Here is a 24939-nt window from a genome sequence, read left to right as displayed (position 1 = left end):
CGTGAAGGTCAAGAAGGGCGACGAGGTCGTCGTCATCGCCGGCAAGGACCGCGGCGTGAAGGGCAAGGTCATCGCGGCCGACCCCACCACGAACCGCGTGGTCGTCGAGGGCGTCAACCGCGTCACGAAGCACACCCGGGTCTCGCAGACCAACCGGGGCGCCAAGGCCGGCGGCATCGAGCACATCGAGGCCTCGATCAGCGCCAGCAACGTCATGGTGATCGACAGCGAGGGCAAGGCCACCCGCGTCGGCTACCGGCGTGACGACGAGAGCGGCCGCAACGTGCGCGTGTCCCGCCGCTCCGGGAAGGACCTGTCATGACCACCGCCACCGAGAACACGGCGCCGCGGCTCAAGACGCGCTACCGCGACGAGATCGTCCCGGCCCTCACCTCGGAGTTCTCGTTCGCGAACCCGATGCAGGTGCCCGGCCTGACGAAGATCGTCGTCAACATGGGCGTCGGCCAGGCCGCCAAGGACAGCAAGCTCATGGACGGTGCCGTCCGCGACCTGACGCTGATCACCGGGCAGAAGCCGCTCGTGCAGCGCGCGCGCAAGTCGATCGCGCAGTTCAAGCTGCGCGAGGGCATGCCGATCGGCGCCAAGGTGACGCTGCGCGGTGACCGCATGTGGGAGTTCCTCGACCGGCTGCTGTCGCTCGCGCTGCCGCGTATCCGTGACTTCCGCGGGCTGTCGGACCGCCAGTTCGACGGCAACGGCAACTACACGTTCGGCCTGACCGAGCAGTCGATGTTCCACGAGATCGACCCCGACTCGATCGACCGTCCGCGCGGCATGGACATCACCGTGGTCACCTCCGCGGCGAACGACGACGAGGGACGGGCGCTGCTGCGGGCGCTCGGCTTCCCGTTCAAGGAGAACTGACCAATGGCGAAGACCGCTCTGAAGCAGAAGGCCGCTGCGAAGCCCAAGTTCGCGGTGCGCGGCTACACCCGCTGCCAGCGCTGCGGGCGCTCGCACTCGGTGTACCGCAAGTTCGGCCTGTGCCGGATCTGCCTGCGCGAGATGGCCCACGCGGGCGAGCTGCCCGGCGTCACCAAGTCCTCCTGGTAAGCACCTCCAGCAATCACTCCTTCGTGCCAGGCCCGGCTGCACAGCAGGGAACCAGCACGAGAAAGAAGTAGCGCCATGACAATGACCGACCCGATCGCGGACATGCTGACGCGTGTCCGCAACGGCAACACGGCCTTCCACGACACCGTGGAGATGCCGCACTCGAAGCTCAAGGGCCACATCGCCGAGATCCTGAAGCAGGAGGGCTACATCGCCGGCTTCAAGATCGCCGACGCCCCCGAGGGGCAGGTGGGCCGCGTGCTGAGCATCGAGCTCAAGTACGGCCCCAACCGCGAGCGCAGCATCGCCGGCGTCCGGCGCGTGTCCAAGCCCGGCCTGCGGGTGTACGCGAAGTCCACCGGCCTGCCGCGCGTGCTCGGCGGCCTGGGCACCGCGATCATCTCGACGTCGTCCGGCCTGCTGACCGACAAGCAGGCTGCCAAGCGCGGAGTGGGCGGGGAAGTCCTCGCCTACGTCTGGTGAGAGGGGAGCAGTCATGAGTCGAATCGGAAGGCTTCCCGTCGCGGTGCCGTCGGGCGTCGATGTCACCATCGCCGGCCAGGACGTCACCGTGAAGGGCCCGAAGGGCACGCTGAACCACACGGTCGCGACCCCCATCGCCGTCGCCAAGGCCGAGGACGGCGCGATCGCCGTCAGCCGGCCCGACGACGAGCGCGAGTCCAAGTCGCTTCACGGCCTGTCGCGCACGCTGATCGCCAACATGGTCGTCGGCGTCACCGAGGGCTACCTCAAGCGCCTCGAGATCGTCGGCACCGGTTACCGCGTCACCGCGCGCGGCAGCGACCTTGAGTTCGCGCTGGGGTACTCGCACCCGGTCGTCGTCAAGGCACCCGAGGGCATCACGTTCCGCGTCGAGAACCCGACCCGCTTCAGCGTCGAGGGGATCGACAAGCAGCAGGTCGGCGAGGTCGCCGCCAAGATCCGCAAGCTGCGCAAGCCCGACCCGTACAAGGGCAAGGGCGTCCGCTACCAGGGCGAGCAGATCCGGCGCAAGGCCGGCAAGGCAGGGAAGAAGTAATGGGCGCATCCACGATCACCCGTCAGGCGCGCAGCTCGGCCAACGTCTCGGCCAAGCGTCGCGCGTCCCGCTCGCGCCGCCACTTCCGGCTGCGCAAGAAGGTCGTCGGGACGGCCGAGCGGCCGCGTCTCATCGTGACCCGGTCGGCGCGGCACCTGTTCGTGCAGGTCGTCGACGACGCCCGGGGCGTCACGCTGGCGTCCGGGTCGACCTACAAGGCGACCGACGGCGACAAGACGGCACAGGCCAAGGCTCTTGGCGCAACGCTCGCCGAGCAGGCCAAGGCCGCCGGTGTCACCAAGGTCGTCTTCGACCGGGGCGGCAACACCTACACCGGACGGATCGCGGCCTTCGCCGACGCCGCCCGCGAAGCTGGATTGGAATTCTGATGAGCGCTCGCACGACGAACGAAGGAGCAGCCTGATGCCGGGTCAACAGCGCGGTCCCCGCGCCGGTGGCAACGAGCAGGGTGGCGGCGGTCGTGACCGCCGTGACCGCCGCGACGGCGGCCGGGGCGGCAACGCGCCGGAGAAGAGCACGCACCTCGAGCGCGTCGTCACCATCAACCGTGTCGCCAAGGTCGTGAAGGGCGGTCGTCGCTTCAGCTTCACCGCCCTGGTCATCGTCGGTGACGGCGACGGCACGGTCGGGGTCGGCTACGGCAAGGCCAAGGAGGTCCCGGCCGCGATCGCCAAGGGTGTCGAGGAGGCCAAGAAGAACTTCTTCAAGGTCCCGCGGATCCAGCAGACGATCCCCCACCCGATCCAGGGTGAGGCGGCGGCCGGCGTGGTGTTGCTCAAGCCGGCCAGCCCCGGTACCGGCGTCATCGCCGGTGGCCCGGTGCGCGCCGTGCTCGAGTGCGCCGGCATCCACGACATCCTGTCCAAGTCGCTGGGGTCGGACAACCCGATCAACATCGTGCACGCGACCATCACCGCCCTGAAGGGCCTCGTCCGACCCGAGGAGGTCGCGGCCCGACGCGGTCTGCCGCTCGAGGACGTCGCCCCCGCGGGCATGCTGCGGGCGCGCGCGGGCCAGGGAGCCTCGTGATGGCCAAGCTCAAGATCACCCAGACGAAGTCGGGCATCGGCTACAAGCAGAACCAGAAGGACACCCTGCGGTCCCTGGGCCTGAAGCGGATGCACGACACCGTCGTCCAGGAGGACCGCCCGGAGATCCGGGGCATGGTCCAGACCGTCACCCACCTGGTGACGGTCGAGGAGGTCGACTGACATGGCAGGAAATCTCAAGGTCCACCACCTGAAACCGGCGCCCGGCTCCCACACGAAGAAGACCCGCGTCGGTCGTGGTGAGGGCTCGAAGGGCAAGACGGCCGGTCGCGGCACCAAGGGCACCGGAGCCCGCTACCAGGTCTCGCCCGGCTTCGAGGGTGGCGCCACCCCGATCCACATGCGGCTGCCGAAGCTGCGTGGCTTCAAGAACCGCAACAAGGTGACCTTCCAGGTCGTCAACGTCGCGCAGCTCGGGGCGCTGTTCCCCGACGGCGGGACGGTCGGCGTCGACGAGCTCGTCGCGGCGGGTGCCGTCCGCAAGGGTGAGCTGATCAAGGTCCTCGGCAACGGCGACCTGTCGGTCAAGCTCGACGTGACCGCGGACGCGTTCTCCGGCTCGGCTCGCGAGAAGATCACCGCGGCCGGCGGGACGGCCACCGCACGCCAGTAGTGCCCGCGCTCGCGCACCGGGCCCCTCGGTCGGGACGAATTCGCCCCGGACGAGGCGGCCCGGTGCGCGAACGCATAGAGTGAGGCGGTTCGTGGCGACTGTTAGCCTGACCGCACCGCGGCGGCGTTCCCCCAGCCCCGCGTGACCCGGCTGGCCCCCCGTCGGACGGGCCCAAGACAGCATCTCTGCAGGAGGACCCGTGCTCAGCGCGTTCGCATCGGCGTTTCGCACGCCCGACCTGCGCAAGAAGATCCTCTTCACGCTCGCGCTGATCGCGCTCTACCGCCTCGGCGCCTCGGTGCCCACCCCGAACACGAACACCTCCGCGATCAACGACTGCCTCAACGCCGCCCAGAACGGCGCCAACCGCGACGTCTACTCGCTGATCAACCTGTTCTCCGGCGGGGCGTTGCTCAAGCTCGCCGTGTTCGCGCTGGGCATCATGCCCTACATCACCGCGAGCATCATCATCCAGCTGCTCGTCGTGGTCATCCCTCGTTTCGAGCAGCTGAAGAAGGAAGGCCAGTCCGGCCAGCAGAAGCTGACCCAGTACAGCCGGTACCTGACCATCGGCCTGGCCATCCTGCAGTCGACGGGGTTCATCGCGCTGGCGCGCTCGGGGCAGCTGTTCCAGGGCTGCGACAACGACATCCTCTACAAGCAGGACGTCTGGACGCTCTCGACGATGGTCATGGTGATGACGGCCGGCACCGGCGTCATCATGTGGCTCGGCGAGCTCATCACCGACCGCGGCGTCGGCAACGGCATGTCCGTGCTGATGTTCACCTCCATCGCGGCCCGCATCCCCTCCGAGGGCCGCGTCATCCTGCAGAACGCGGGCGGCTTCGTCTTCACGCTGATCCTGGCGCTCGGCCTGGCGATCATCGTCGCCGTCGTGTTCGTCGAGCAGGCGCAGCGCCGGATCCCCGTCCAGTACGCCAAGCGCATGGTCGGGCGCCGGCAGTACGGCGGGACATCGACCTACCTGCCGCTGAAGGTCAACCAGGCCGGCGTCATCCCGGTCATCTTCGCGTCGTCGCTGCTCTACATCCCGCAGCTGATCAGCCAGCTGACGAGCGCCAACTTCAACTCGGGGTTCGCGCGCTGGGTGAACCAGCACCTGCTCACGCAGACCGACCCGATCTACCTGACCGTCTACTTCCTGCTGATCATCTTCTTCGCCTACTTCTACGTCGGCATCACCTTCGACCCGGTCGAGCGGGCCGACGACATGAAGAAGTACGGCGGCTTCATCCCCGGCATCCGACCGGGGCGACCGACGGCCGAGTACCTGCAGTTCGTGCTGTCGCGCATCACGTTCCCCGGTTCGCTGTACCTGGGCTTCGTCGCCGTGCTGCCGAGCTTCTTCTTCAATTTGACCAGCGGGAACAACCAGAACTTCCCGTTCGGCGGCACCGCGGTGCTGATCATGGTCGGCGTGGGGCTCGACACGGTGAAGCAGATCGAGAGCCAGTTGATGCAGCGCAACTACGAGGGCTTCCTGCGGTGACGAGCCGGCGCGAACGCTCGAGCCGCGCTGAGCGGGGTCACGTCCTCTCGCGGGCGGTGACCGCGTGAGGCTCGTGCTCGTCGGGCCGCCCGGGGCCGGCAAGGGGACGCAGGCCGAGTTCATCGCCGCCCACTTCGGCATCCCGAAGATCTCGACCGGCGACATCTTCCGGGCGAACGTCTCCGGCGGCACCGAGCTCGGCCAGCGGGCGAAGAAGTACATGGACGCCGGCGACCTCGTCCCCGACGAGGTCACGAACGCCATGGTGCGCGACCGGCTCGCCGAGCCCGACGCCGTCGACGGCTTCCTGCTCGACGGCTTCCCGCGCAACGTGGCCCAGGCGGAGGTGCTGAGCGACATCCTCGCCGAGATCGGCTCGCCGCTGAGCGTGGTGCTCGACCTCGAGGTGGATTTCGAGGAGGTCGTCAAGCGGCTGTCGGGCCGGCGGACCTGCAAGCAGTGCGGCCACGTGCTGCACGTGGACTACGACGGCCCGAGGTCGGAGTCCACCTGCGACCGGTGCGGCGGCGAGCTGTACCAGCGCGACGACGACAAGCCCGAGACCGTCCGGCACCGCCTGGACGTGTACGCCGAGCAGACCGCACCCCTGATCGACTTCTACCGAGAGCGTGGCACGCTCGAGGCGATCGACGCGCTCGGCGCCGTCGAGGACGTCACCGAACGGGCCATCGGCGCGCTCACGCCCTTCGCGGACTGACGTCGCCGTGCGCCGCATGCCCGAGCAGATCCAGCTGAAGTCCGCCGACCAGATCGCGCTGATGCGCGAGGCCGGCCTCGTGGTGGCCCGCGCGCTCGCCGCGATGCGCGACGCCGCGGCTGCGGGCGTCTCGACGCTCGACCTCGACGCCATCGCCCGCGACATCCTGCGCGATGCCGGCGCGACACCGTCGTTCCTGAACTATCACGGCTTCCCGGCGGTCATCTGCGCGTCGGTGAACGACCGGGTGGTGCACGGCATCCCGGCCGCGGGCGAGAAGCTCGCCGACGGCGACCTGATCTCCATCGACTTCGGCGCGATCGTGGACGGCTGGCACGGTGACTCCGCGATCTCGGTCGGCATCGGCGAGGTGGCCCCGGAGGTCGCCCGGCTCTCGGAGGTCTGCGAGGCGTCGATGTGGGACGGCATCGCCGCCGCGCGCAACGGCGGCCGGTTGACCGACATCTCCCACGCCGTCGAGTCCTCGATCCGCGGTGCGGGGCGGTACGGCATCGTGGCCGGTTACGGCGGACACGGCATCGGCTCGGAGATGCACATGGCGCCGCACATCCTCAACTACGGCAAGGCGGGCAAGGGCCCGCGCCTCGTCCCCGGCATGGCCCTGGCCATCGAGCCGATGGTGACCTTGGGGTCGCGCGCCACCCAGGAGCTCGACGACGGCTGGACCGTCACCACGGTGGACGGCTCGTGGGCCGCGCACTGGGAGCACACCGTGGCCGTTCTCGAGGACGGCCCCTGGGTGCTGACCGCGCAGGACGGCGGACGCGCCGAACTCGGTCGCCGCGGGATCACGCTGTCGGCTGCCGCCGCGTAGCCGATCGACCAGCTCTGCGCGCCACGATGCGCCAGAGGTCGGGGTCCTCGACGCCCCACGGTGACCGTCCCGTCGCGTGGTCGGCCTGCTCGACGTCGAAGCCGAGGTCGCGCAGCTGCGCCACCACCTCGCGCCCGTCGCGGTAACCCCGGAACCGGGTGCGCAGATTCTTGACCAGCGGACGGTCGGCGAGATCACGGAACTCGGCGGCAAGGACGTCACCGGGGCCGGCGGCGTCGGCGATCGCGCCCAGCAGGACGCGCTCGGCGTCGCGCGAGAGCAGGTGGATCACGAAGCGCAGGTAGAACAGCACCGGGCCGTCGTCGCGGGACAGGCCGGCCACGGCGGCGGCGAACGCCTGCGGGTCGGCGATGTCGCAGTCGCTCACCACGAGCAGCTCCGAGGCCCGGCTGCGGGCGAGCTGCAGCGGGATCGGCGCCCGCTCCAGCGCGAGCACGCGTCGGCCGCTCGCGGCGAAGGCGACCGCGTCGCGGGCGTCGCCACACCCGATGTCGACGACGGTCGGCGGGCAGTCCGGGCGTCGCAGCAGCTCGCGACAGAACGGCGAGGGCTCGTCGAAGACGGTCCGGCGGTGAAAGTCGCGCCAGTAGACGTCCTCCTGCGCGACGCGGGGCATGAACGCGTCGGTGCGCTCCTCGGTGCGGTCCAGCGGCCACGAGAAGCCCGGCTGCGGGCGTCGCCAGTGCTCGCCGTAGAGCTGGGCGAGCGTCGCCTCGGCGGCGACGGGGACCGCGAAGGTGTGGCGCCCGAACGTCGCGTCGCGCAGCCCCGTCCACTCCTCGCGCCGGACGTGGCGTCGCCCGGCCATGCCCCACGGCACCTGCAGCGCGCCGTCGGCGTCGAAGTAGTGCGGGAACAGGTCGACCCAGCGTCGGACCCCGCCGATCTCGGCGACCGCGTGCACGAGCGGGCCGAACGGCTCGACCATCCAGCCGGCGTCGAGCAGCGCGAGCGCGATGTCGTAGAGCTCCCTGCCGATCGCGGCGGGGTCGTCGTGCCGGGAGAGGTACCCCAGATCGAGGTCGTCGTCGTGGGCGATCGCGCCACCCTCGCGCACGGCACCGAGCAGGGACCCGTAGCTGAGGAAGACGTCGAGGCCGAAGCGGTCGCGCAACAGGTCCCGCACGCCGCCGGCGACGGCGAAGACGTCGTCCTGCCACGCCTGCTGCCCGGTCAGCGGACGCTGCAGGGTGCCGGTGCGCGAGAACACCTGGCCCTGCGCCAGTGCTGCTCGTAGGTCGCGCCAGCGCCGCGGGCCGCGCTCGGTCGGGGCGACGACCATGCCGCGCCCGGCGATCGGCAACGGGCGGCCGTCCGCGGCGACGCCGATACGGTCGGCGGGGCCCAGGAAGTCCCAGATGTCGCTGAGCAGGAAGCGGAAGGCGCGCACGTCGCCGGCGGGGTCACGGCGTCCCGGTGCGGGCGCGGCGGCCTCGGTGCGGGCGACCTCCACACCGTTGACGAGCAGGACGACGGACAGGCCCGGGTGACCGGGCGTCAGCGACACCCAGCCGCTGACCCGGCTGCGGCTGAACTCCTCGACCATCCCGTGACGCAGCGCCGACGGCAGCGTGCGGTGCCGCAGCCGGCGTCGTGCCGCACGCAGCCGGCGCCGCAGGGGGGTGGGCAGCCGGTGGACCACGGCGGCCCGGACGCGGTTGACGGGTCCGGACGGCACGGCGCACACCCTCTCACGGACACCGCGGTGCGGGCCGGGAGCGGCGGGACGTGCGCGTCTCAGCGGTACTGGCGCTGTTCGTCGCGGCGGTAGCCGACGACCGCGAGCACGGCGAACGCGACCGCGTAGCCGGCGAGCGCCAGGCTCTGCCCCGTCGGCCAGACCCCGCCCAGGCCGTAGTACAGCAGCAGGTCCGACCACTGCCGGGTGGGCAGCCACGGCGACACCGCGGCCACCACCCGCGGCAAGTCGTCGGGTCGGGTGTTGAACAGCCCGCCGGCGTAGGACAGCGGCAGGTAGAGCAGGTTGGTGAGCGGCAGGGCACCGCGCTCGGAGAACAGGTAGCCGAGCATGATCCCGAGCAGGCCCAGCGGCACCGCGCCGACGAGCAGGCAGCCGATCACCCGCAACCACGCCGCGACGTCGAGGTCGACGGGCGTGACGAGTACCGCGCACACGCACAGCGGGACGAGCGCTGCCACGCCGAAGCCGAGGGCGACGAGCAGGCGGGCGGCGAACCGCTGCCCGGGGCCGGCGGGCAGGGTGCGCACGTAGCGTTCCCAGGGGGACTCGCGGTCGGCGGCGATGCCGACGCCGAACTGGAACATCACGATGCCCAGCAGCGCGAAGCCGGCGAAGCCGACCAGGGCGCCGGCGGCGGCCGCGCTGCTGCCGTGCACGTTCGGCGCCCCGAAGATCAGGTAGGTGACGAGGGGGAGCGCGAGCGAGGGCACCGTCACCGCGGGCAGATGGACGAGCTCGTCCCACTGCAGCCGGGCGTTGAGCAGGACCCGGCGTGCGGCGGTGCTCCCCGAGCTGCGGACCGGCCCTCGGCCGACGGTGCCGGTCACGGCGTCCGCCCCGACAGCGCGCCGTGGACGTCGTCGACGCGGCCGGTGGTGGCGAGCAGGGACTCGAGCAGGTCGGCGAGGGGGACCGGACCGACCACCGGGTCGGCCACGGTCGGCGCGTGCGCGGCGAGCAGGGCGAGCAGCCGCAACGGCTCGTGCGTGTGCCAGCGCAACCGGCCCGGCCCCGCGGGCATGGGCTCGCCGCCGTCGTGCGCCCGTACCAGGTGGGCGACGTGCGCGAGCTCGGCCGCGGCCGGCGTGACCTCGACGCTGCTGCCGCCGAGCCGGGCTCTGACCTCGCCCAGCGTGCCGGCGAGTGCGACCTGGCCGTCGACCAGCGCGACGACGCGGTCGGCGTGTCGCTCGATGTCGGCGAGGATGTGGCTGGTGACGAGCACGCAGCCGCCGCGGCCGGTGTACTCGCGCAGCAGCTGCCAGGTCTCGGCGCGGTACCGCTCGTCGAGGTCGCTGGTGGCTTCGTCGAGGACGACGACCTCGGGCGCGTGCAGCAGCGCCATGGCCACGGCCAGCCGGCGTCGCTGCCCGCCGCTCAGCCCGCCGACGCGCCGTCCCCGCAGCCGGTCGACGCCGAGCCGGGAGTACAGCTCGGTCACCTCGCCCGAGCAGGGGGTGGGCCGGCGCTGACCGGCCACCAGCCGCAGACAGACGTCCACGCCGACCGCCGCGGGGAAGGTCACGCCCTGGGCGACGAGCGCCACATGTTCGCGCGAGCCGGGCTCGCGCACGTCGCGGCCCAGCACCCGGACCTGCCCGGCATCGGGTCGACGGACCCCGGTGGCCAGCGTGACCGTCGTGGTCTTGCCCGCGCCGTTGGGCCCCAGCAGCGCGGTGATCTGCCCGGCCGGGCAGGCGAAGCTCACCTCGCGCAGGACCTCGCGGCCCGCCAGCGCCTTGCTCACCCGCTCCACCCGCAGCGCCGTGGCGGCGGGCGCGACGGTCACGGCCGGGACCCGACGCCGCGGGCGTCGGCGAGCTCGCGTGGCCGCAGGCCGAGGGCGACCGCGTTGTAGCCCAGATGGGCGACCAGGCTCGGATGGACACGACGCGCGAGCAGGGCGGCAGCCGTCCAGGACACCGTGTTGGGCGCGTGCACCATCGTGGCGGCCATGCCGTCGCGCCGCACGTGCGCGGCGAAGAAGCCCGCCCCGCTCGCCGCGGCCAGCGCGCGGCGCCGCCACCCGGGCGCGAGCAGGGTCAGCGGCGCGCGCCACAGCAGCTCCTCGACCAGGGCACCGGAACCGACCCAGAGCGCGAGCAGCGTCAGCCCCTGGGGCGAGGGGGCGGGCAGCGTCCACCGGGCGCCGCCGGCGACGCGGGCCACGGCGACCCCCGGAGCCGTGAGCGCGAGCAGGTACGCCCCGCCGCGGCGTGCCGGCCCGGCGGGCTCGCCGCCACGGTGTCGCCGCCGGCGCCGGTGCGCCACCGTCAACACCGCGGCCGCCAGCACGCGGGACACGAGTCGTGCGAGGAAGCGCGCGTCGTCGGGCCTCATGCCCGACCACCGGCAGCGGACAGCCCGACGAGGTACACGCACGAGCGTTCGAGACCGTCGAGCTCGAGGTGGCGGTCGGCGGCGGAGTCGATGAACCCGCCCCACGGCAGGGTGGCGAGGCCGAGGGAGGTGGCGGCGGTGAGGGCGGCCTGCGCGACGTGACCGGCTTCGAGCAGGGCGAAGCGGTACCCCCGCAACCCGTACTTGGCGCGGCTGCGCGCGAAGGTGGCCACCAGCGCCAGCATGACGGCCGGGCGCGGTGGCGCGATGGTGGCGCCGACATCGGCGTGGAAGCGGACCGGGTCGAGGTGCAGGCGCGGCAGCAGGCTGTGCCCGACGGCGTCGTACACGTAGGCGCCGGGCGGCAGACCGCGGACGGCGTGCGCGACCACGACCACGTCGAGCGGGTACATCGCTCCCGCCGACGGGGTCACCCGCACGTCGGGCCGCCCGGGAACCGGGCCCGCCGCCACCGCGAGCACCGCCGACAGGTCGGCGAGGTCGACGTCGCCGCAGTCCTCGGGCAGGCCGCTGCGCCGGTGGCGGGCGAGCGTCAGCAGCTCGGCCGGCAGTGCGGCGGGGGCGGGCAACGCGAGACGGGTACCGGTGAAGGCCAGCGCCTTGCGTCCGAGCCGGAGCCGGGCGGTCGCGGACGTCGTGAGCTGCTGGCCCCCCGGCCCGAGCGCGGTCGCCGGGAAGTCGGCGTGCATCTTGCTCGCCTCGTGGAACTCCTCGGCGAAGTCCAGCGGCGGCTGGCCGTCGGCGACGAGCGGTCCGCGCGGCGAGTAGCCGTACGCGCGCCGGGAGGCCTCGAACGCGGGTGGGTGGTCGCCGACCTCCGGCGCGCCGTCGCCGCTCACGGGAACGGGTGGGGGTCGCGGTTGACGATGGCCCGCGGGTCGAGCCTGGTCCCGACGGGGAACACGTCGACCCCGACGTGCAGCGGGTAGAACCCGGGCACGGTGGCCCGCACCACCCAGAGCCCCGCGGCCCGGACGTCGGGGGAGGTGACGTCGACGGCGAACGCGGTGTGCCCGGCCGCGGCGACGCGGTCGATCAGCGTGCGCGCGGTGCGCTCGGGCTCGGCCGCCGGCGCGGGTTCGTCGAGGTCGACGTCGAGCTCGGGGAGCGCGGGATCGTGCAGAAAGTCGAACGAGCCGAGGCGCTCGTGCGGCAGGTAGTAGGCGACGTGTTCGTCGAAGTCGCGACAGTCGCCCGGCCGGGCGGGCGCGTCGACGCCGTCGGCGATCATGTGCATCGCCCAGTGGAAGGTCTGGAAGGCCTCGACGAGCGCTCGCCGACAGGCCCGGGCGAGGTCGAGGTCGGCCGCCGCTCCGACCGCCGCGCCCGGCTGGCCCGGCGCGCCGAAGGCCGCGGCGAGCACCACCGGAACGCCGGTCGGGGAGGGCAGCAGGAACAGCCGGTAGGTCTCGACCGCCCGGTCGAAACGCATGACGGCTCCTCGCGACGTGCGCCACCGCAGCCGGGACCGGATCCTCGTGACCGGGCCGCGGGTGAGCCAGGTCGTCATGAACGCGTCGCGCTCGATCACCTCGGCGAGGCCGGCGGCGAGCGCCTGCCACGGGTCGTCGTGGCAGGCGAGGCCGGACGACGTCGGGTGCAGCACGGGTGCGTCGGCGTCGAGGTGGACGAGCAGGGCCCGGGCCGCCGCGACCCAGGCCGGCTGGGCCGGCCCGTCGGCGCGCAGCCGGTGACCGGGGAGCCAGTGCACGCGTGGGTGCTCCGACGCGGCCCCTGACCAGTCGGGCCCGGCGACGTTGTCGGCGCCGACCTCGGCGATCAGCTCGGCGGGTCGCGCCAGGCGCAGCCGCGACTCGGGCGCGTGGGAGGCCGAGTACCGTTCGACGGCCTCGCCGACCGCGGCGGTGCGGGCCGCGGCGAGGTCCACGGCCATGCCGCCGGGCCGGGCGGACAGCGCCACCCCGAGGGTCGGCGCGGTGTCGGCGAGGGCGGTGAAACCGGGCGCTGCCCGCGGGTGGTCCCACCGGGTGACGCCGTCGTCGACGCTGTGCACGATGCCGACGTCCTCGGAGACGACGAGGGCGAGCGGGCCGACGAGGTGGTCGCGCGCCGCGGTCACCGGCGACGCGGCGGTGTCAGTGGTCACGGGCGAGCTCCCACGGGGCGGCGGCGACGGTGTAGTCGGGACCGGCGCAGGCCACGCAGCGCGGCACGCGGAACACGCGGGCCTGCCGCAGCGCCATGCCGGCCGGGTCGAGGGTGAGCAGCTGGCCGGGCAGGTGCTGGTCGCGGTTGCCGATCCAGTGCAACAGGCACAGCGACGCCACCGCGTATGACCACGCCCGGAGCGCGCGGGGGGTGGGCGCGGCGGCCACCGCCGACACGACCCCGTCGTACAGGTCGGCGTACTCGGTGTTGGCGGCGCGCCGGCGCACCGTGCACTCGAAGCATGCGGTGGCGCCGGGGACGACGAGCGGGCCGACGTGCAGGACGGCCCCGTCGTAGGCCGTGATCGGCAGCCAGGCCACCCGCGCGGCGAGGCACGCGGCGTTGACCTCGCGCAGCGTGCGGGTCGGGGTGTCGTCGCTGTCGGTGGCCAGGACCACGTCGTGCGCGGCGTCGAGCGACGCGATCGCCGCGGGCCCGTCGAGGACCCGGCAGCGCAGGCCCGACTCGGCCAGCATCGCGGCCAGGGCGGCGGCGTCGTCGGACAGCACGTTGACCGTGGTCGTGGCGAGTCGGTCGGCCGCGCCTCGCGGCGAGGTGGCGCCGAACGCGGTGGTCGCGGCGTAGTCCGCCCCGATCTCGCCGTGCCACGGCATACCGCCGTCGGGCACGGCGAGATCGAGGTCGGTGAGCAGGCGCCGCGCGTCGTCGACGTCGTCCCCGGACGGCGACGGCGCATGCTCGAGGTGGGCCGGGGGAACCGGCGCCACCGGGTGCTGCCGCTCGAGCGCGCGACGCACGGCGGACCGGGCCGCGTCGTCGACCTGCAACGACACGAGACGTCGGCCGTCGAAGAAGTGCATCGAGTCCGGCGTCTCGACGAGCCGGACACTCGGCAGCAGCACGGCGGCCTCAGCGCGCCTTAGAGCTGCTGCAGCAGCAGCAACAGCAACAGGCGGCTCCGTCGGCCGTCGGCAGCAGCTTGCCCTCGCGCACCGCCACCTGGACCTGCGAGGTGCCCACCCGGGCGACCTCGGACAGCGTGACCTTCTGCATTTCGTGTCCCCTTTCGTATCCGACATCAGACGAGCGCACAGTGTGGGGTGGGCCCGATTCGTCTGTCAAGACACGTTTGCCTGGCCTGTGGATAAGTGTGCGAATCACGCCGCGGTGAAGCCGTCGCCGGCTACGGCCTCGAGCGCGGTCCGTTCGGCGGCGGTGACGCCGGCCAGGCGTGCCCGGAGCAGCTGGGTGTCGACGTCCAGCAGGGCGGCGACGGCCCCGACGGCGGCTCGGTTGCCGAGCTCGCGGATGGCCCGGGCGAGATCGCCAGCGGCCACCAGACGGCGTGCGGCCTCGGCCTCGACCAGCGCCTCCTCCCGGGCGTCGCCGGGGCCGCAGGCCTGCGTGCCGCGTTCGAGATGGACGATCTCGTGCGCCAGCGTGCTGCGTCGTTGCGCCGCGCTCGTCCCGGCCCGCAGCGCGATGGACGGGTAGCGCAGGACGCCCAGCAGGTCGCCGGGCAGGGGGATCACCCGCACCGCGACCTCGGGCCAGTTCGTGGCGAGGTCACGCCACGGGTCGTAGCGAGCGGTGGGGTACGGGTCGCGGATCACGGCGGGACGATGACACGGGGTCACGACCGATCCCGCGCGGGGCTGTGGACAACCGGTCCCGGCTCGTTCGCCGGTGTGGCAGCGGCGTGTGGGCCGGGTGGGCCCGGCGCGCGCCGCCGCGCCGACCCCTCATTCCCCGGGTGGTTCCGCCTCGCCGCGGCGGGCCGCCTGCCGTGCTCCCGGCGCCGGGTCGAGCATCGCGCGGATGATCTCGTCGACGGCGCGGCGTTGCCGGCGGCTCAACCGGCTCGCCTCGGGCGGCGGGGTGTAGGGCTCGGTGGACTCCGAGGGCAGCTCGGCCGCGGCGCGCAACCGCGACATCGGGATGTCGAGGACGTCGGACAGGGCCCGCAGCGTGGCCTCGTCCGGCGTGCCGTGGGCCCCGCGCAGGTACCGCGCCGCGGTGTCGTGGTTCAGGGTGTGCCCGCGCAGCTGCGCGGCCCGGGAGATCGACCGGGCCGACAGCTGCTCGGTGTTGGCGGTCGAGATGAGCTCGGACAGCGCGCTCACGCGACACTGTCCGAAGTCTGTGCAGACACGGCGTAGACACTAGTGGTTTGTCTTGCCCGGAATCCAGGGGTCTGCGCCCGTTTTGTGCAGTCACGCACGAGACATAGCGTTTCGCCCTGACCGACGGGGCGAACGACGTCAGACATCTTCGGTACGTTGTGGCCCACGATCGCGCCGACGGCCGGAGGGAATCGTGCAGATGCGAGTACGTGATCTCGCGGCGCTCACCGCCTACGTGCGGCTGCTCGGTGTCTCGCAGCGCCGCCTGGCCGGGGACGCCGGTGTCGGCCACGCCACCGTCAACCACCTGCTCTCGGGTCGCCGCCGGCACTGCTCTGCCGAGACGGCGGCCGCGATCGAGCGGGCCCTCGGCTGCCCGTCCGGGCTGTTCTTCGAGCCGGTGGACCCCGTCGAGGCCCGCGTTTTGGCGACTCGGCGGGTCACTCGCTAGACTCGACGTTTGGCGCGCGCCGTTCCTCAGTCGTGTCCGCTGTGGCCGCGGACCGAGGAGCGGATCCCTCACGGTCGCGCCGCGTTCGAGAGCAGTCCCGCGGCGGTACGCCGCGCCAACGACAGTCGCGCACGATCCGTCGTGCACAGGAAATGCGGAGGACATGGCCAAGAAGGAAGGCGCCATCGAGGTCGAAGGCCGCGTGGTGGAGCCGCTGCCCAACGCGATGTTCCGGGTGGAGCTCACGAACGGGCACCGGGTGCTCGCGCACATCAGCGGCAAGATGCGGCAGCACTACATCCGCATCCTTCCCGAGGACCGCGTCGTCGTGGAGCTCTCGCCCTACGACCTGACCCGGGGCCGCATCGTCTACCGCTACAAGTGATCGACCGCAGCGGGCGGCCCGACGGCTCCCGCTGCCGCCGTAGTGCCAGCTAGTCCGAAGTATCACCGAGAAGGGGCCACGACCGTGAAGGTCAAGCCGAGCGTCAAGCCGATCTGCGACAAGTGCAAGGTCATCCGTCGCAACGGTCGGGTCATGGTCATCTGCGAGAACCTGCGCCACAAGCAACGGCAGGGCTGAGGACCATCAGCTAAGCGCACGCCAGCCTGCCGGCAACGGCAGGTCCACCTCCGGAACGTTGGCCGGAGCCCTCGCCCGGGCGGGTGACGGGAACGGGTGCGCACCAACACCAGCGAACGAACAGATCAGGAGAACCGCCCGGATGGCACGTCTTTCCGGTGTCGACCTCCCCCGCGAGAAGCGGGTGGAGATCGCGCTCACCTACATCTACGGCATGGGCCGTACCCGTGCGAAGCAGACCCTCGACGCCACCGGCGTCAGCCCGGACGTCCGCGTCCGTGACCTGACCGAGGCCGACGTCGTCGCACTGCGCGACCACATCGACGCGCACTACCGCGTCGAGGGCGACCTGCGCCGCGAGGTCGCCGCCGACATCCGCCGCAAGGTCGAGATCGGCTGCTACGAGGGGCTGCGCCACCGTCGCGGCCTGCCCGTGCACGGTCAGCGGACCAAGACCAACGCCCGTACCCGGAAGGGTCCGAAGAAGACCATCGCGGGCAAGAAGAAGGCAGGTAAGAAGTAATGCCGGGTCCCGCGCGTAAGGGCGCCGCGAAGAAGGTCCGCCGCAAGGAGAAGAAGAACGTCACCTTCGGCCAGGCGCACATCAAGTCCACCTTCAACAACACGATCGTCTCGATCACCGACCCGCAGGGCAATGTCCTGTCCTGGGCCTCGGCCGGGCACGTCGGCTTCAAGGGCTCGCGCAAGTCGACGCCCTTCGCCGCGCAGATGGCGGCCGAGAACGCCGCCCGCAAGGCGCAGGAGCACGGCGTCAAGAAGGTCGACGTCTTCGTCAAGGGCCCGGGTTCGGGCCGCGAGACCGCGATCCGCTCGCTCACCGCGGCCGGTCTCGAGGTCGGCAACATCTCGGACGTCACCCCGCAGCCGCACAACGGCTGCCGTCCGCCGAAGCGTCGGAGGGTCTGACGATGGCTAGGTACACCGGTCCCGCCACGCGCATCTCGCGCCGGCTCAACGTCGACCTCGTGGGCGGGGACGCCTCCTTCGAGCGGCGTCCCTACCCGCCCGGCCAGCACGGCCGCTCGCGCATCAAGCAGAGCGAGTACCTGCTGCAGCTGCAGGAGAAGCAGAAGGCGAAGTACAGCTACGGCGTGCTGGAGAAGCAGTTCCGGCGCTACTACGAGGAAGCCAACCGCGGCCAGGGCAAGACGGGTGACAACCTGCTGCAGATCCTGGAGTCGCGCCTCGACAACGTCGTGTACCGCGCCGGCCTCGCCCGCACCCGTCGCCAGGCCCGCCAGCTCGTGAGCCACGGCCACTTCCTGGTCAACGGCCACAAGGTCGACATCCCGAGCTACCGCGTCACGCAGTGGGACATCGTCGACGTCAAGCCCAAGTCCCTCGAGACGACGCCGTTCCTCATCGCCCGCGAGACCCAGGGCGAGCGCCCGGTCCCGGCCTGGCTGCAGGTCGTGCCGACCACGCTGCGCATCCTCGTGCACCAGCTGCCCGTGCGCGCGCAGATCGACATCCCGCTGCAGGAGCAGCTGATCGTCGAGCTCTACTCCAAGTAGCACCACCCGCCCGGGGCCGTCGCGGCCCCGGGCGGTGCATCACCGCAGTGCCCCGTCGGACGTCATATAGCGGTCGTCCACGAATCACCGAGGAGAACCCACGTGCTGATCTCTCAGCGCCCCACCCTGGCCGAGGAGCCCATCTCCGAGAGCCGGTCCAAGTTCGTCATCGAGCCGCTCGAGCCCGGTTTCGGCTACACGCTCGGCAACTCGCTGCGCCGCACGCTGCTCTCGTCGATCCCCGGCGCGGCCGTCACCAGCATCCGCATCGACGGCGTGCTGCACGAGTTCACGACCGTCGAAGGGGTCAAGGAGGACGTCACCGACGTCATCCTGAACCTCAAGGAGCTCGTGGTGAGCTCCGAGAGCGACGAGCCCGTCGTCATGTACCTGCGCAAGCAGGGTCCCGGCGAGGTCACCGCCGCCGACATCGCGCCGCCGGCCGGCGTCGTCGTGCACAACCCCGACCTGCACATCGCGACCATCAACAAGAAGGGCCGGCTCGAGATCGAGCTGGTCGTCGAGCGGGGCCGCGGCTACGTCACCGCCACGCAGAACAAGCAGCCCGGCCAGGAGATCGGCCGCATCCCGGTCGACTCCATCTACTCGCCGGTGCTCAAGGTGACCTACAACGTCGAGGCCACCCGTGTCGAGCAGCGCACCGACTTCGACCGCCTCGTGGTGGACGTCGAGACCAAGAACTCCATCACCCCGCGTGACGCCGTCGCCTCGGCCGGGCACACGCTGGTCGAGCTGTTCGGCCTGTTCCGCGAGCTGAACGACGAGGCCGAGGGCATCGACGTCGGCCCGTCGCCGACCGAGGTCGCCGACGCCGCCGCGTTCTCGATGCCGATCGAGGACCTCGACCTCACCGTGCGCTCGTACAACTGCCTCAAGCGCGAGGGCATCCACACCGTCGGTGAGCTCGTCGGGCGCAGCGAGGCCGACCTGCTCGACATCCGCAACTTCGGCTCCAAGTCGATCGACGAGGTCAAGGTCAAGCTGGCCGGACTGGGCCTGGCGCTCAAGGACAGCCCGCCCGGGTTCGCCCTGCCGACCGCCGTCGAGTCCTACGGTGACGACGACTTCACCGACGACCAGGACTTCGCCGAGACCGAGCAGCTGTAACACCCACTCCGACGGCCGGCGTACCTGACACGGCGTCCGGTCGAAACGCTCCACCTCTTCCAGAAAGGGCCCAGCCATGCCCACGCCCACCAAGGGTCCCCGCCTCGGCGGCGGCCCGGCTCACGAACGGTTGCTGCTGGCGAACCTGGCGACCTCGCTGTTCGAGCACGACCGCATCACCACGACGGAGGCCAAGGCCAAGCGGCTGCGCCCGCTGGCCGAGCGGCTGATCACCTTTGCCAAGCGCGGTGACCTCCACGCCCGGCGCCAGGTGATGACGGTGATCCGTGACAAGGACGTCGTCCACAAGCTGTTCGCCGAGATCGGGCCGCGGATGGCCGACCGTCCGGGTGGGTACACGCGGATCGTCAAGACCAACCCCCGCAAGGGCGACAACGCCCCGATGGCGGTCATCGAGATCGTCGAGGAGCTCAAGTCGGTCGTCGCCGAGGCCGAGAAGGCGCGCGGCACCCGGACGGCGGCCAAAAAGGCGCCGTCCGGCCGTACCCGTGAGATCGCCGAGGACGCCAAGGGCGAGTCGGCGACCGCGGCCGGTGTCGCGGCCGCGGAGGAGTCCGCCGCCGAGGAGCCGACGACGACCGCAGCGAGTCAGGAGTCGGCCGAGGGCGGCGACGAGGAGGGCGGCCTGGCCGCGCTCGGACTCGCCGACGAGGACGCCGAGGACGCCGCGCGCGCCGAGGACCAGGTGCTCGGCGGTGAGCCGGAGGCCGGCGCGCAGGAGGCCCCGGCCGAGGACGAGACGAAGTAGTCCTGCCCGACGCCACGATCGAGGCGGATCCGCTGCGGCGGGTCCGCCTCGACGTTTCCTACGACGGTACCGACTTCTCCGGCTGGGCCCGCCAGCCGGATCGGCGCACCGTCCAGGGCGTCCTCGAGGACACCCTGGCGCGCGTGCTGCGGCTGCCCGCCGTCGCGCTGACCGTCGCCGGTCGCACCGACGCGGGCGTGCACGCCACCGGCCAGGTCGTGCACTGCGACCTGCCGCAGGTGCCCGAGGTGCGTCGCGTCAACCGGGCGCTGCCGGCCGACGTCCGGGTGACGGGCGTCCGCGAGGTGCCGGCGCAGTTCGACGCCCGGTTCGGCGCGCTCTGGCGGCGCTACGAGTACCGGCTCACCGACGATCCGGCCGGGGTGGCGCCGCTGAGCCGGCGGGAGGTGGTCGGCTGGCCCCGTCCGCTCGACGACGTCGCGATGGCCGCGGCGGCCCGGCGGCTCACCGGGCTGCACGACTTCGCCGCGTTCTGCAAGCGGCGCGAGGGTGCGACGACCACGCGAACGCTGCTCTCGTTCGCGGTCCTGCGGGCCGGCGGCGACGTCACCTGCACGGTGGTGGCCGACGCCTTCTGTCACTCGATGGTCCGCTCGCTCGTCGGGGCGCTGCTCGCGGTGGGTGAGGGCCGGCGTCCGGTCGACTGGCCGGCCGCGCTGCTCACGCTCGGCCGCCGCGCGAACGACGTCACGGTGGCGCCGGCCCACGGTCTGACCCTCGTCGAGGTCGGCTACCCCGACGACGCCGGACTGGCCGCGCGGGCGGTCGAGGCCCGCGCCCGTCGCCCCGAATAGCCGGTTTTGGCGGCTGAGCGCAGCATGCTGCGCTCAGCCGCCAAAAGCGGGGGGTCAGGTGAGGATGGCGCCGAGCAGGCGTTCGCAGCGGGCGGTCATCGCGGCCGCGGACTCCTCCGGATGCTCGAGCCACCAGGTCACGAGCGAGTTCACCAGCCCGAGCCAGACGCTGGTGAGCGCGGAGGCGTCGGCGCGGCTGCGGTTCCCGCGGGCACGCAGGAAACGCGCCGAGCCGCCGGCGGCCAGCGTGGTCAGCCGGCTGCGGTACTCGTCGGCGACGTCGGCGATGGGGCCGTGCAGCGGGACGGTGGCGTCGAAGAGCAGTCGCCACGCCTCGCGTTGCGGGGCCAGGGCGGCGAACATGGCCCGCAGGGGGTAGATGCGCGAGGCGACGGTGTCGTCGACGGCGAGCTCGGCCTCGTCGAGGCGGGCGAGCAGGCCGCCGCCGACCTCGCGCAGGCAGACGAGGAACATCCCGTCCTTGGATCCGAAGTACTGGTACACGAGCGGCTTGGAGATCCCGGCCTGCCGGGCGATCTCGAGCATCGACGCCCCGTTGTATCCGGCCCGGGCGAACTCGGCGATCGCGGCGGCCACGATCTGCCCCTCGCGCTCGGCGCGGGGGACGCCCTTCGTCCCGATCACGCCACTGGACACACCAGCGATCTTACCCTACGGTAAGTGACTCAAAGGTCAGTTCACGGACGAGGAGGCCGGTCGACCATGTCGTTCACCGACAACCTGCACGACCCGGTCGTCTTCGCGATCCCGGTCTTCGCCGCGTTCATGGCACTGGAACTGTTCGCGCTGCGCTTCCTCGACGAGGACGAGGTCGGTGCCGGCGGCTACGAGCTGCGCGACACCCGGACGAACCTGATCATGGGCCTGGGGTCGGTGCTCATCAACGGCACGGCGCGCATCGTCGCCCTGCTCGGTTACGCGGCGCTCTACGTGCTCACCCCGCTGCGCATGGACCCGCACCGCTGGTGGACGTGGGTCGTGACGCTGCTGCTGGTCGATCTGATCTGGTACTCCTACCACCGCGCCTCGCACCGCGTCCGCATCATGTGGGCCGCGCACCAGGCGCACCACAACAGCCTGCGCTTCAACCTCTCGACGGCCGTACGGCAGAAGTGGAACCCGTGGGGCGAGCTGCTGTTCTGGGTGCCGCTGCCGCTGCTCGGCGTCCCGCCGTGGCTGATCTTCACCGCCTTCTCGTTCAACCTGGTGTTCCAGTTCTTCGTGCACACCGAGCGCGTCGACCGGATGTGGCGCCCGATCGAGTTCGTCTTCAACACCCCGTCGCACCACCGCGTCCACCACGCCAGCGACCCGGAGTACCTGGACAAGAACTACGCCGGCATCCTCATCGTCTGGGACCGGATGTTCGGCAGTTACGCCGAGGAGACCCACCGCCCGACGTACGGGTTGACGACGAACATCGACAGCTTCAACCCGTTCCGGCTGCAGTACCACGAGTACGCCGCCATCGCTCGCGACGTCCGCCGCGGCCGCGGCTGGCGCGAGCGCCTCGGCTACATGTTCGCACCGCCGGGGTGGCGCCCCGCCCAGGCGGCCGACACCGACACCGATACCGACGCCGTCACCGTCGCGCCGGTGCCCGAACCGGCCCGGTAGCCGGGGCCCGCGGGCGCCGGCGACTAGAAGAACGCGAGGTTGTCGCGGTTGCACCACGACAGCATCGCGGGCCACTGTCCGTACCCGGACTCGGTGTTCAGGTGACCGCCGCCCTCGACCACGGTCGTCGCCATCTTCAACGCGACGCCGTACGCCGCGGCGATTCCCTCGGGGCAGTGCTCGTCGTCGCTGCCGCCGACCAGCACGGTGCCGTCGGCGGCGGCGCGCACCGCGTCCACGTCCAGGGGCGGCGGCAGGAATTCGGCGATCTCGGGGACGTCGAGCTGCGGGGACGGCGGCGAGACGAGTGCGACGCGCGCCGGGCGGGGGCCGTCCGGCGCCGCCGCGTGGTGCAGCCAGAGCACAGCGCCCAGCGAGTGCGCGACGACGTCGAAGCCGTCGGCGGGCAGCGGCGCGAGCACCGCGCGCAGCGCTGCGAGCCAGTCGGCGAGCACGGGCACGTCCCAGTCGGGGACGTCCGGACGCACCGTCTCGCGACCGGCCGCGCGTAGCTCGCCTTCGAGCCAGGACTGCCAGTGCCCGTCGCCGGAGCCGTTCCATCCCGGCAGGACGACGGTGGGGACGGAACGGGACGGGCGGCGCGGCATGGCCTCGACTCTAGGACCCCCGAACTCCACCTTCCTCGGCGAGTTGGTCGCTCTACCCCGCCTCCAGGCCACCAACTCGCCGAGGAAGGCGATGGGGGAGTGGGGTCAGGCCGCGGCGCCGAGAAGGCCGACCAGGAGGAGGAACTGCGCGAGGTGGTAGGTCACCGCGACCACGAGGGGGCTGCGGGGCAGCGGGGTGGCGAAGCGCTCGCGGGCGAGCACGGCGTCCGAGACCACGAACAGCACGCCGCCGACCGCGAGGACGAGATGTCGCGTCCCGGCCGCGCCGGCCGCGGTCGCCGCGACCGCGAGCGAGTAGCCGCCGACCGCGAGCGGCAGCAGCCGCCCCGTGCGCGCGGTCCGGCGCAGTACCCCCGGCAGCGCCACACCGCCGATGACGGCGGCGATCAGCGCTCCGACGAGCAGTCCCGGCAGGTGCAGGCCGACGACGACGAAGGCGACGACGTAGGCCACGTGACCGAGCAGGAACGCGACCAGTCCGGTGTAGAACGCCCCGCCGGCGTCCCGATGACCGGCCAGCACGAGCGCGACGTCGCCGACGAGCCCGAGCGCGAGAGCCGTCACGACCAGCGGCTTCGGGTCGCCGAGGTCGGCGGCGAGCGCGGCCAGGCCGAGCGCCAGCAGCACGCCCGGCTTGAGCAGGTACTCCCACCGCAGCGCGCCCCGGTCGACGGCCACCCAGTCGCCGACGGCGAGCACGGCGGCCAGCACCAGCAGCGTCACCGTCACGGTCGGCGAGTATGCCGCGTCCGCGTGCCCGCCGATCCCTACGCGAGCACGACGCCGGGGTTGAGGATGCCCTCGGGGTCGAGCGCGTCCTTGATCCGCCGGGTCAGCGCCATGACGTCGTCGCCGAGCTGATCGGCGAGCCACGGCGCCTTGAGCCGGCCCACGCCGTGCTCCCCGGTGATCGTCCCGCCGAGGGACAGCGCGAGGTCCATGACCTCGCCGAACGCGAGCCGGGCCCGCTCGGTGCTCGCGACGTCGTTCGGGTCGTAGGCGATGATCGGATGCGTGTTGCCGTCGCCGGCGTGCGCGACGACGACGATGCGGGTGTCATGGGCGGCGGCGATCTCGCCGATGCCGCGCACCAGGGTCGGCAGCTCCGGCACGGGCACCCCGACGTCCTCGAGCAGCAGCGTGCCGAAACGCTCCATGGCCGGGAACGCCGCGCGCCGGGCGACCGTGAAGGCCTCGCCCTCGTCGGGGTCGTCGGTGGTGAAGACCTCCTGCGCGCCGTGCTTCTCGCACGCCGCCCGGATCGCCTCGATCTCGACGGCCGCGGCCGTCCCCGGCGCGTCCGAGCGGGCGAGCAGCAGCGCGCCGGCGTCGCGGTCGAGCCCCATCTTCACGACGTCCTCGACGGCGTTGATGCTGCCGTTGTCCATGAGCTCGAGCATGGCCGGCCGGGTGCCGGCGGTGATCGCGACGACGGCGTCGGCGGCGAGCTCGACGGTGGGGAAGCCGGCGACCAGCGTGGCCGCGGCGGGCGGCGCGGGCAGCAGCCGCAGCGTGAGCTCGGTGATGACGCCGAGCGTGCCCTCGGAGCCGACGAACAGCTTGGTCAGCGACAGGCCGGCGACGTCCTTCAGCCGCGGACCGCCGAGCCGCACGGCGGTGCCGTCGGCGAGCACGACCTCCATCCCGAGCACGTAGTCGGTGGTGACGCCGTACTTCACGCAACACAGCCCGCCGGCGTTGGTGGCGGCGTTGCCGCCGATGGAGCAGATCTCGAACGACGACGGGTCCGGCGGGTACCAGAAGCCCTGCTCGGCTGCGGCGGCCTTGACCGCGGCGTTCAACGCCCCGGGCTGGACGACGGCGACGCGCGTGACGGGGTCGACCGCGATGTCGCGCATCCGCTCGGTCGACAGCGTGACGCCCCCCTCGATGCCGGTGGATCCGCCCGACAGGCTCGACCCCGCCCCGCGGGGCACCACCGGCACCCGCTCGCGCGACGCCCAGCGCAGCGTGGCCTGGACGTCCGCGGTCGAGGTCGCGCGCACGACCGCGAGGGGCGTGCCGGCGTCCGGGTCGCGGGCCCAGTCCTGGCGGTAGGACGCGACGATGTCGGGGTCGGTGACGACGGCGTCGGCGGGGAGCTCGGCGGCGAGCGTGCGCAGATCGGCCATGCCGTCGATAGTGCCGCAGCCGGCCGTGCTGCCAATAGGGGTGCGGGCGCAGCGCCCGACCGT

The 24939-nt window shown here is 72.3% G+C and carries 36 protein-coding genes; 22 read left to right on the top strand and 14 right to left on the bottom strand.

Annotation, left to right across the window (positions count from 1 at the left end; all coding sequences use genetic code 11):
- The first annotated feature begins 1 nt into the window (after position 1).
- From rplX to map, 12 genes are all read left to right on the top strand, one after another.
- Positions 2-322, top strand: coding sequence for a 50S ribosomal protein L24 (gene rplX / locus BUE29_RS06105; RefSeq protein ID WP_073387632.1), 321 nt, complete (start codon positions 2-4; stop codon positions 320-322).
- Positions 319-885 carry a 50S ribosomal protein L5 gene (rplE, locus tag BUE29_RS06100; RefSeq protein WP_073387629.1) on the top strand — a complete coding sequence of 189 codons (567 nt, stop codon included), beginning with the start codon at positions 319-321 and terminating at the stop codon, positions 883-885. Before rplX ends, rplE begins: the two co-directional genes overlap by 4 nt.
- A gap of 3 nt (positions 886-888) precedes the next feature.
- Positions 889-1074 (top strand): type Z 30S ribosomal protein S14, encoded by a 186-nt coding sequence (locus tag BUE29_RS06095; RefSeq protein ID WP_073387625.1) that lies wholly within the window; start codon positions 889-891, stop codon positions 1072-1074.
- A 75-nt stretch (positions 1075-1149) separates the two neighbouring features.
- The gene (gene rpsH / locus BUE29_RS06090) at positions 1150-1557 is read left to right on the top strand and encodes a 30S ribosomal protein S8 (protein ID WP_073387621.1); all 408 of its coding nucleotides are present in this window, start codon (positions 1150-1152) and stop codon (positions 1555-1557) included.
- Positions 1558-1570: 13 nt separating this feature from the next.
- A complete protein-coding gene (gene rplF / locus BUE29_RS06085) occupies positions 1571-2113 on the top strand; it encodes a 50S ribosomal protein L6 (RefSeq protein ID WP_073387617.1) in 543 nt (180 codons plus the stop codon).
- Complete coding sequence (rplR, locus tag BUE29_RS06080; protein WP_073387614.1) at positions 2113-2502, top strand: 50S ribosomal protein L18; 390 nt, start codon at positions 2113-2115, stop codon at positions 2500-2502. The genes rplF and rplR overlap by 1 nt, the downstream gene beginning before the upstream one ends.
- Positions 2503-2536: 34 nt before the next feature.
- The gene (gene rpsE, locus BUE29_RS06075) at positions 2537-3163 is read left to right on the top strand and encodes a 30S ribosomal protein S5 (RefSeq protein ID WP_073387611.1); all 627 of its coding nucleotides are present in this window, start codon (positions 2537-2539) and stop codon (positions 3161-3163) included.
- Positions 3163-3345 carry a 50S ribosomal protein L30 gene (gene rpmD, locus BUE29_RS06070; protein WP_073387607.1) on the top strand — a complete coding sequence of 61 codons (183 nt, stop codon included), beginning with the start codon at positions 3163-3165 and terminating at the stop codon, positions 3343-3345. Before rpsE ends, rpmD begins: the two co-directional genes overlap by 1 nt.
- Position 3346: 1 nt before the next feature.
- Positions 3347-3796: a 50S ribosomal protein L15 gene (rplO, locus tag BUE29_RS06065; RefSeq protein ID WP_073387604.1), complete on the top strand. Its 450-nt coding sequence runs from the start codon at positions 3347-3349 to the stop codon at positions 3794-3796.
- A gap of 199 nt (positions 3797-3995) precedes the next feature.
- Positions 3996-5306 (top strand): preprotein translocase subunit SecY, encoded by a 1311-nt coding sequence (secY, locus tag BUE29_RS06060; protein WP_073387601.1) that lies wholly within the window; start codon positions 3996-3998, stop codon positions 5304-5306.
- A 64-nt stretch (positions 5307-5370) separates the two neighbouring features.
- On the top strand, positions 5371-6024 hold the full coding sequence (locus BUE29_RS06055; protein ID WP_073387598.1) for an adenylate kinase: 654 nt from the start codon (positions 5371-5373) through the stop codon (positions 6022-6024).
- Positions 6025-6040: 16 nt separating this feature from the next.
- On the top strand, positions 6041-6859 hold the full coding sequence (map, locus tag BUE29_RS06050) for a type I methionyl aminopeptidase (protein ID WP_143168021.1): 819 nt from the start codon (positions 6041-6043) through the stop codon (positions 6857-6859).
- Here map and BUE29_RS06045 read toward each other — a convergent pair.
- The 10 genes from BUE29_RS06045 to BUE29_RS06005 all read right to left on the bottom strand — a co-directional run bounded on the left by BUE29_RS06045 (position 6834) and on the right by BUE29_RS06005 (position 15196).
- Positions 6834-8558 carry a class I SAM-dependent methyltransferase gene (locus BUE29_RS06045; protein WP_143168020.1) on the bottom strand — a complete coding sequence of 575 codons (1725 nt, stop codon included), beginning with the start codon at positions 8556-8558 and terminating at the stop codon, positions 6834-6836. The two genes, map and BUE29_RS06045, sit on opposite strands and share 26 nt — an antisense overlap.
- A gap of 59 nt (positions 8559-8617) precedes the next feature.
- Positions 8618-9409, bottom strand: coding sequence for an ABC transporter permease (locus tag BUE29_RS06040; protein ID WP_084180786.1), 792 nt, complete (start codon positions 9407-9409; stop codon positions 8618-8620).
- The gene (locus BUE29_RS06035; RefSeq protein WP_073387588.1) at positions 9406-10371 is read right to left on the bottom strand and encodes an ABC transporter ATP-binding protein; all 966 of its coding nucleotides are present in this window, start codon (positions 10369-10371) and stop codon (positions 9406-9408) included. Before BUE29_RS06035 ends, BUE29_RS06040 begins: the two co-directional genes overlap by 4 nt.
- Positions 10368-10922, bottom strand: coding sequence for a CPBP family glutamic-type intramembrane protease (locus BUE29_RS22395; protein ID WP_073387584.1), 555 nt, complete (start codon positions 10920-10922; stop codon positions 10368-10370). The genes BUE29_RS06035 and BUE29_RS22395 overlap by 4 nt, the downstream gene beginning before the upstream one ends.
- On the bottom strand, positions 10919-11782 hold the full coding sequence (locus tag BUE29_RS06025) for a SagB/ThcOx family dehydrogenase (protein ID WP_073387580.1): 864 nt from the start codon (positions 11780-11782) through the stop codon (positions 10919-10921). Before BUE29_RS06025 ends, BUE29_RS22395 begins: the two co-directional genes overlap by 4 nt.
- Complete coding sequence (locus BUE29_RS06020) at positions 11779-13050, bottom strand: YcaO-like family protein (protein WP_073387576.1); 1272 nt, start codon at positions 13048-13050, stop codon at positions 11779-11781. The genes BUE29_RS06025 and BUE29_RS06020 overlap by 4 nt, the downstream gene beginning before the upstream one ends.
- Positions 13040-13975, bottom strand: coding sequence for a TOMM precursor leader peptide-binding protein (locus BUE29_RS06015; protein ID WP_073387573.1), 936 nt, complete (start codon positions 13973-13975; stop codon positions 13040-13042). The genes BUE29_RS06020 and BUE29_RS06015 overlap by 11 nt, the downstream gene beginning before the upstream one ends.
- Before the next feature lie 7 nt (positions 13976-13982).
- Positions 13983-14126: a hypothetical protein gene (locus BUE29_RS22390; protein ID WP_159440832.1), complete on the bottom strand. Its 144-nt coding sequence runs from the start codon at positions 14124-14126 to the stop codon at positions 13983-13985.
- A gap of 104 nt (positions 14127-14230) precedes the next feature.
- Positions 14231-14686, bottom strand: a complete 456-nt coding sequence (locus tag BUE29_RS06010) for a hypothetical protein (RefSeq protein WP_084180784.1) — start codon at positions 14684-14686, stop codon at positions 14231-14233.
- A gap of 129 nt (positions 14687-14815) precedes the next feature.
- Positions 14816-15196, bottom strand: a complete 381-nt coding sequence (locus BUE29_RS06005) for a hypothetical protein (protein WP_073387569.1) — start codon at positions 15194-15196, stop codon at positions 14816-14818.
- Between the two features lie 199 nt (positions 15197-15395).
- Here BUE29_RS06005 and BUE29_RS06000 point away from each other — a divergent pair, with 199 nt between their 5' ends.
- The 9 genes from BUE29_RS06000 to truA all read left to right on the top strand — a co-directional run bounded on the left by BUE29_RS06000 (position 15396) and on the right by truA (position 20477).
- Positions 15396-15647 carry a helix-turn-helix domain-containing protein gene (locus tag BUE29_RS06000; RefSeq protein WP_234971408.1) on the top strand — a complete coding sequence of 84 codons (252 nt, stop codon included), beginning with the start codon at positions 15396-15398 and terminating at the stop codon, positions 15645-15647.
- A 163-nt stretch (positions 15648-15810) separates the two neighbouring features.
- Positions 15811-16032, top strand: a complete 222-nt coding sequence (infA, locus tag BUE29_RS05995; protein WP_073387564.1) for a translation initiation factor IF-1 — start codon at positions 15811-15813, stop codon at positions 16030-16032.
- Positions 16033-16116: 84 nt separating this feature from the next.
- The gene (rpmJ, locus tag BUE29_RS05990) at positions 16117-16230 is read left to right on the top strand and encodes a 50S ribosomal protein L36 (RefSeq protein ID WP_062069916.1); all 114 of its coding nucleotides are present in this window, start codon (positions 16117-16119) and stop codon (positions 16228-16230) included.
- 142 nt (positions 16231-16372) lie between these two features.
- The gene (gene rpsM, locus BUE29_RS05985; RefSeq protein ID WP_073387562.1) at positions 16373-16753 is read left to right on the top strand and encodes a 30S ribosomal protein S13; all 381 of its coding nucleotides are present in this window, start codon (positions 16373-16375) and stop codon (positions 16751-16753) included.
- Positions 16753-17157 carry a 30S ribosomal protein S11 gene (gene rpsK, locus BUE29_RS05980; RefSeq protein WP_073387558.1) on the top strand — a complete coding sequence of 135 codons (405 nt, stop codon included), beginning with the start codon at positions 16753-16755 and terminating at the stop codon, positions 17155-17157. Before rpsM ends, rpsK begins: the two co-directional genes overlap by 1 nt.
- 2 nt (positions 17158-17159) lie before the next feature.
- A complete protein-coding gene (rpsD, locus tag BUE29_RS05975) occupies positions 17160-17765 on the top strand; it encodes a 30S ribosomal protein S4 (protein WP_073387554.1) in 606 nt (201 codons plus the stop codon).
- Between the two features lie 102 nt (positions 17766-17867).
- The gene (locus BUE29_RS05970; protein WP_073387551.1) at positions 17868-18893 is read left to right on the top strand and encodes a DNA-directed RNA polymerase subunit alpha; all 1026 of its coding nucleotides are present in this window, start codon (positions 17868-17870) and stop codon (positions 18891-18893) included.
- A gap of 76 nt (positions 18894-18969) precedes the next feature.
- Positions 18970-19662, top strand: coding sequence for a 50S ribosomal protein L17 (gene rplQ / locus BUE29_RS23630; RefSeq protein ID WP_084180783.1), 693 nt, complete (start codon positions 18970-18972; stop codon positions 19660-19662).
- A 2-nt stretch (positions 19663-19664) separates the two neighbouring features.
- Positions 19665-20477 (top strand): tRNA pseudouridine(38-40) synthase TruA, encoded by an 813-nt coding sequence (gene truA / locus BUE29_RS05960; RefSeq protein WP_084180782.1) that lies wholly within the window; start codon positions 19665-19667, stop codon positions 20475-20477.
- Positions 20478-20531: 54 nt separating this feature from the next.
- Here truA and BUE29_RS05955 read toward each other — a convergent pair whose 3' ends face one another.
- The gene (locus BUE29_RS05955) at positions 20532-21134 is read right to left on the bottom strand and encodes a TetR/AcrR family transcriptional regulator (protein ID WP_159440831.1); all 603 of its coding nucleotides are present in this window, start codon (positions 21132-21134) and stop codon (positions 20532-20534) included.
- Between the two features lie 66 nt (positions 21135-21200).
- Between BUE29_RS05955 and BUE29_RS05950 the strand changes: the two genes are divergently transcribed.
- Entirely contained in the window at positions 21201-22115 is a 915-nt protein-coding gene (locus tag BUE29_RS05950; RefSeq protein ID WP_073387543.1) for a sterol desaturase family protein, read from the top strand.
- Positions 22116-22138: 23 nt separating this feature from the next.
- Here the strand turns inward: BUE29_RS05950 and BUE29_RS05945 are convergent, their stop codons facing one another.
- From BUE29_RS05945 to BUE29_RS05935, 3 genes are all read right to left on the bottom strand, one after another.
- Positions 22139-22723: an RBBP9/YdeN family alpha/beta hydrolase gene (locus tag BUE29_RS05945; RefSeq protein ID WP_073387540.1), complete on the bottom strand. Its 585-nt coding sequence runs from the start codon at positions 22721-22723 to the stop codon at positions 22139-22141.
- 105 nt (positions 22724-22828) lie between these two features.
- Entirely contained in the window at positions 22829-23473 is a 645-nt protein-coding gene (locus BUE29_RS05940; RefSeq protein ID WP_073387537.1) for a lysoplasmalogenase family protein, read from the bottom strand.
- Positions 23474-23511: 38 nt separating this feature from the next.
- Complete coding sequence (locus BUE29_RS05935) at positions 23512-24876, bottom strand: FAD-binding oxidoreductase (RefSeq protein WP_073387534.1); 1365 nt, start codon at positions 24874-24876, stop codon at positions 23512-23514.
- Positions 24877-24939 lie beyond the last annotated feature (63 nt).

The sequence above is a fragment of the Jatrophihabitans endophyticus genome, assembly GCF_900129455.1.
Lineage (GTDB): Bacteria > Actinomycetota > Actinomycetes > Mycobacteriales > Jatrophihabitantaceae > Jatrophihabitans > Jatrophihabitans endophyticus.
The sequence above is the reverse complement of the archived record's forward strand: the minus strand, read 5'-3'. Positions and strand labels throughout refer to the sequence as shown.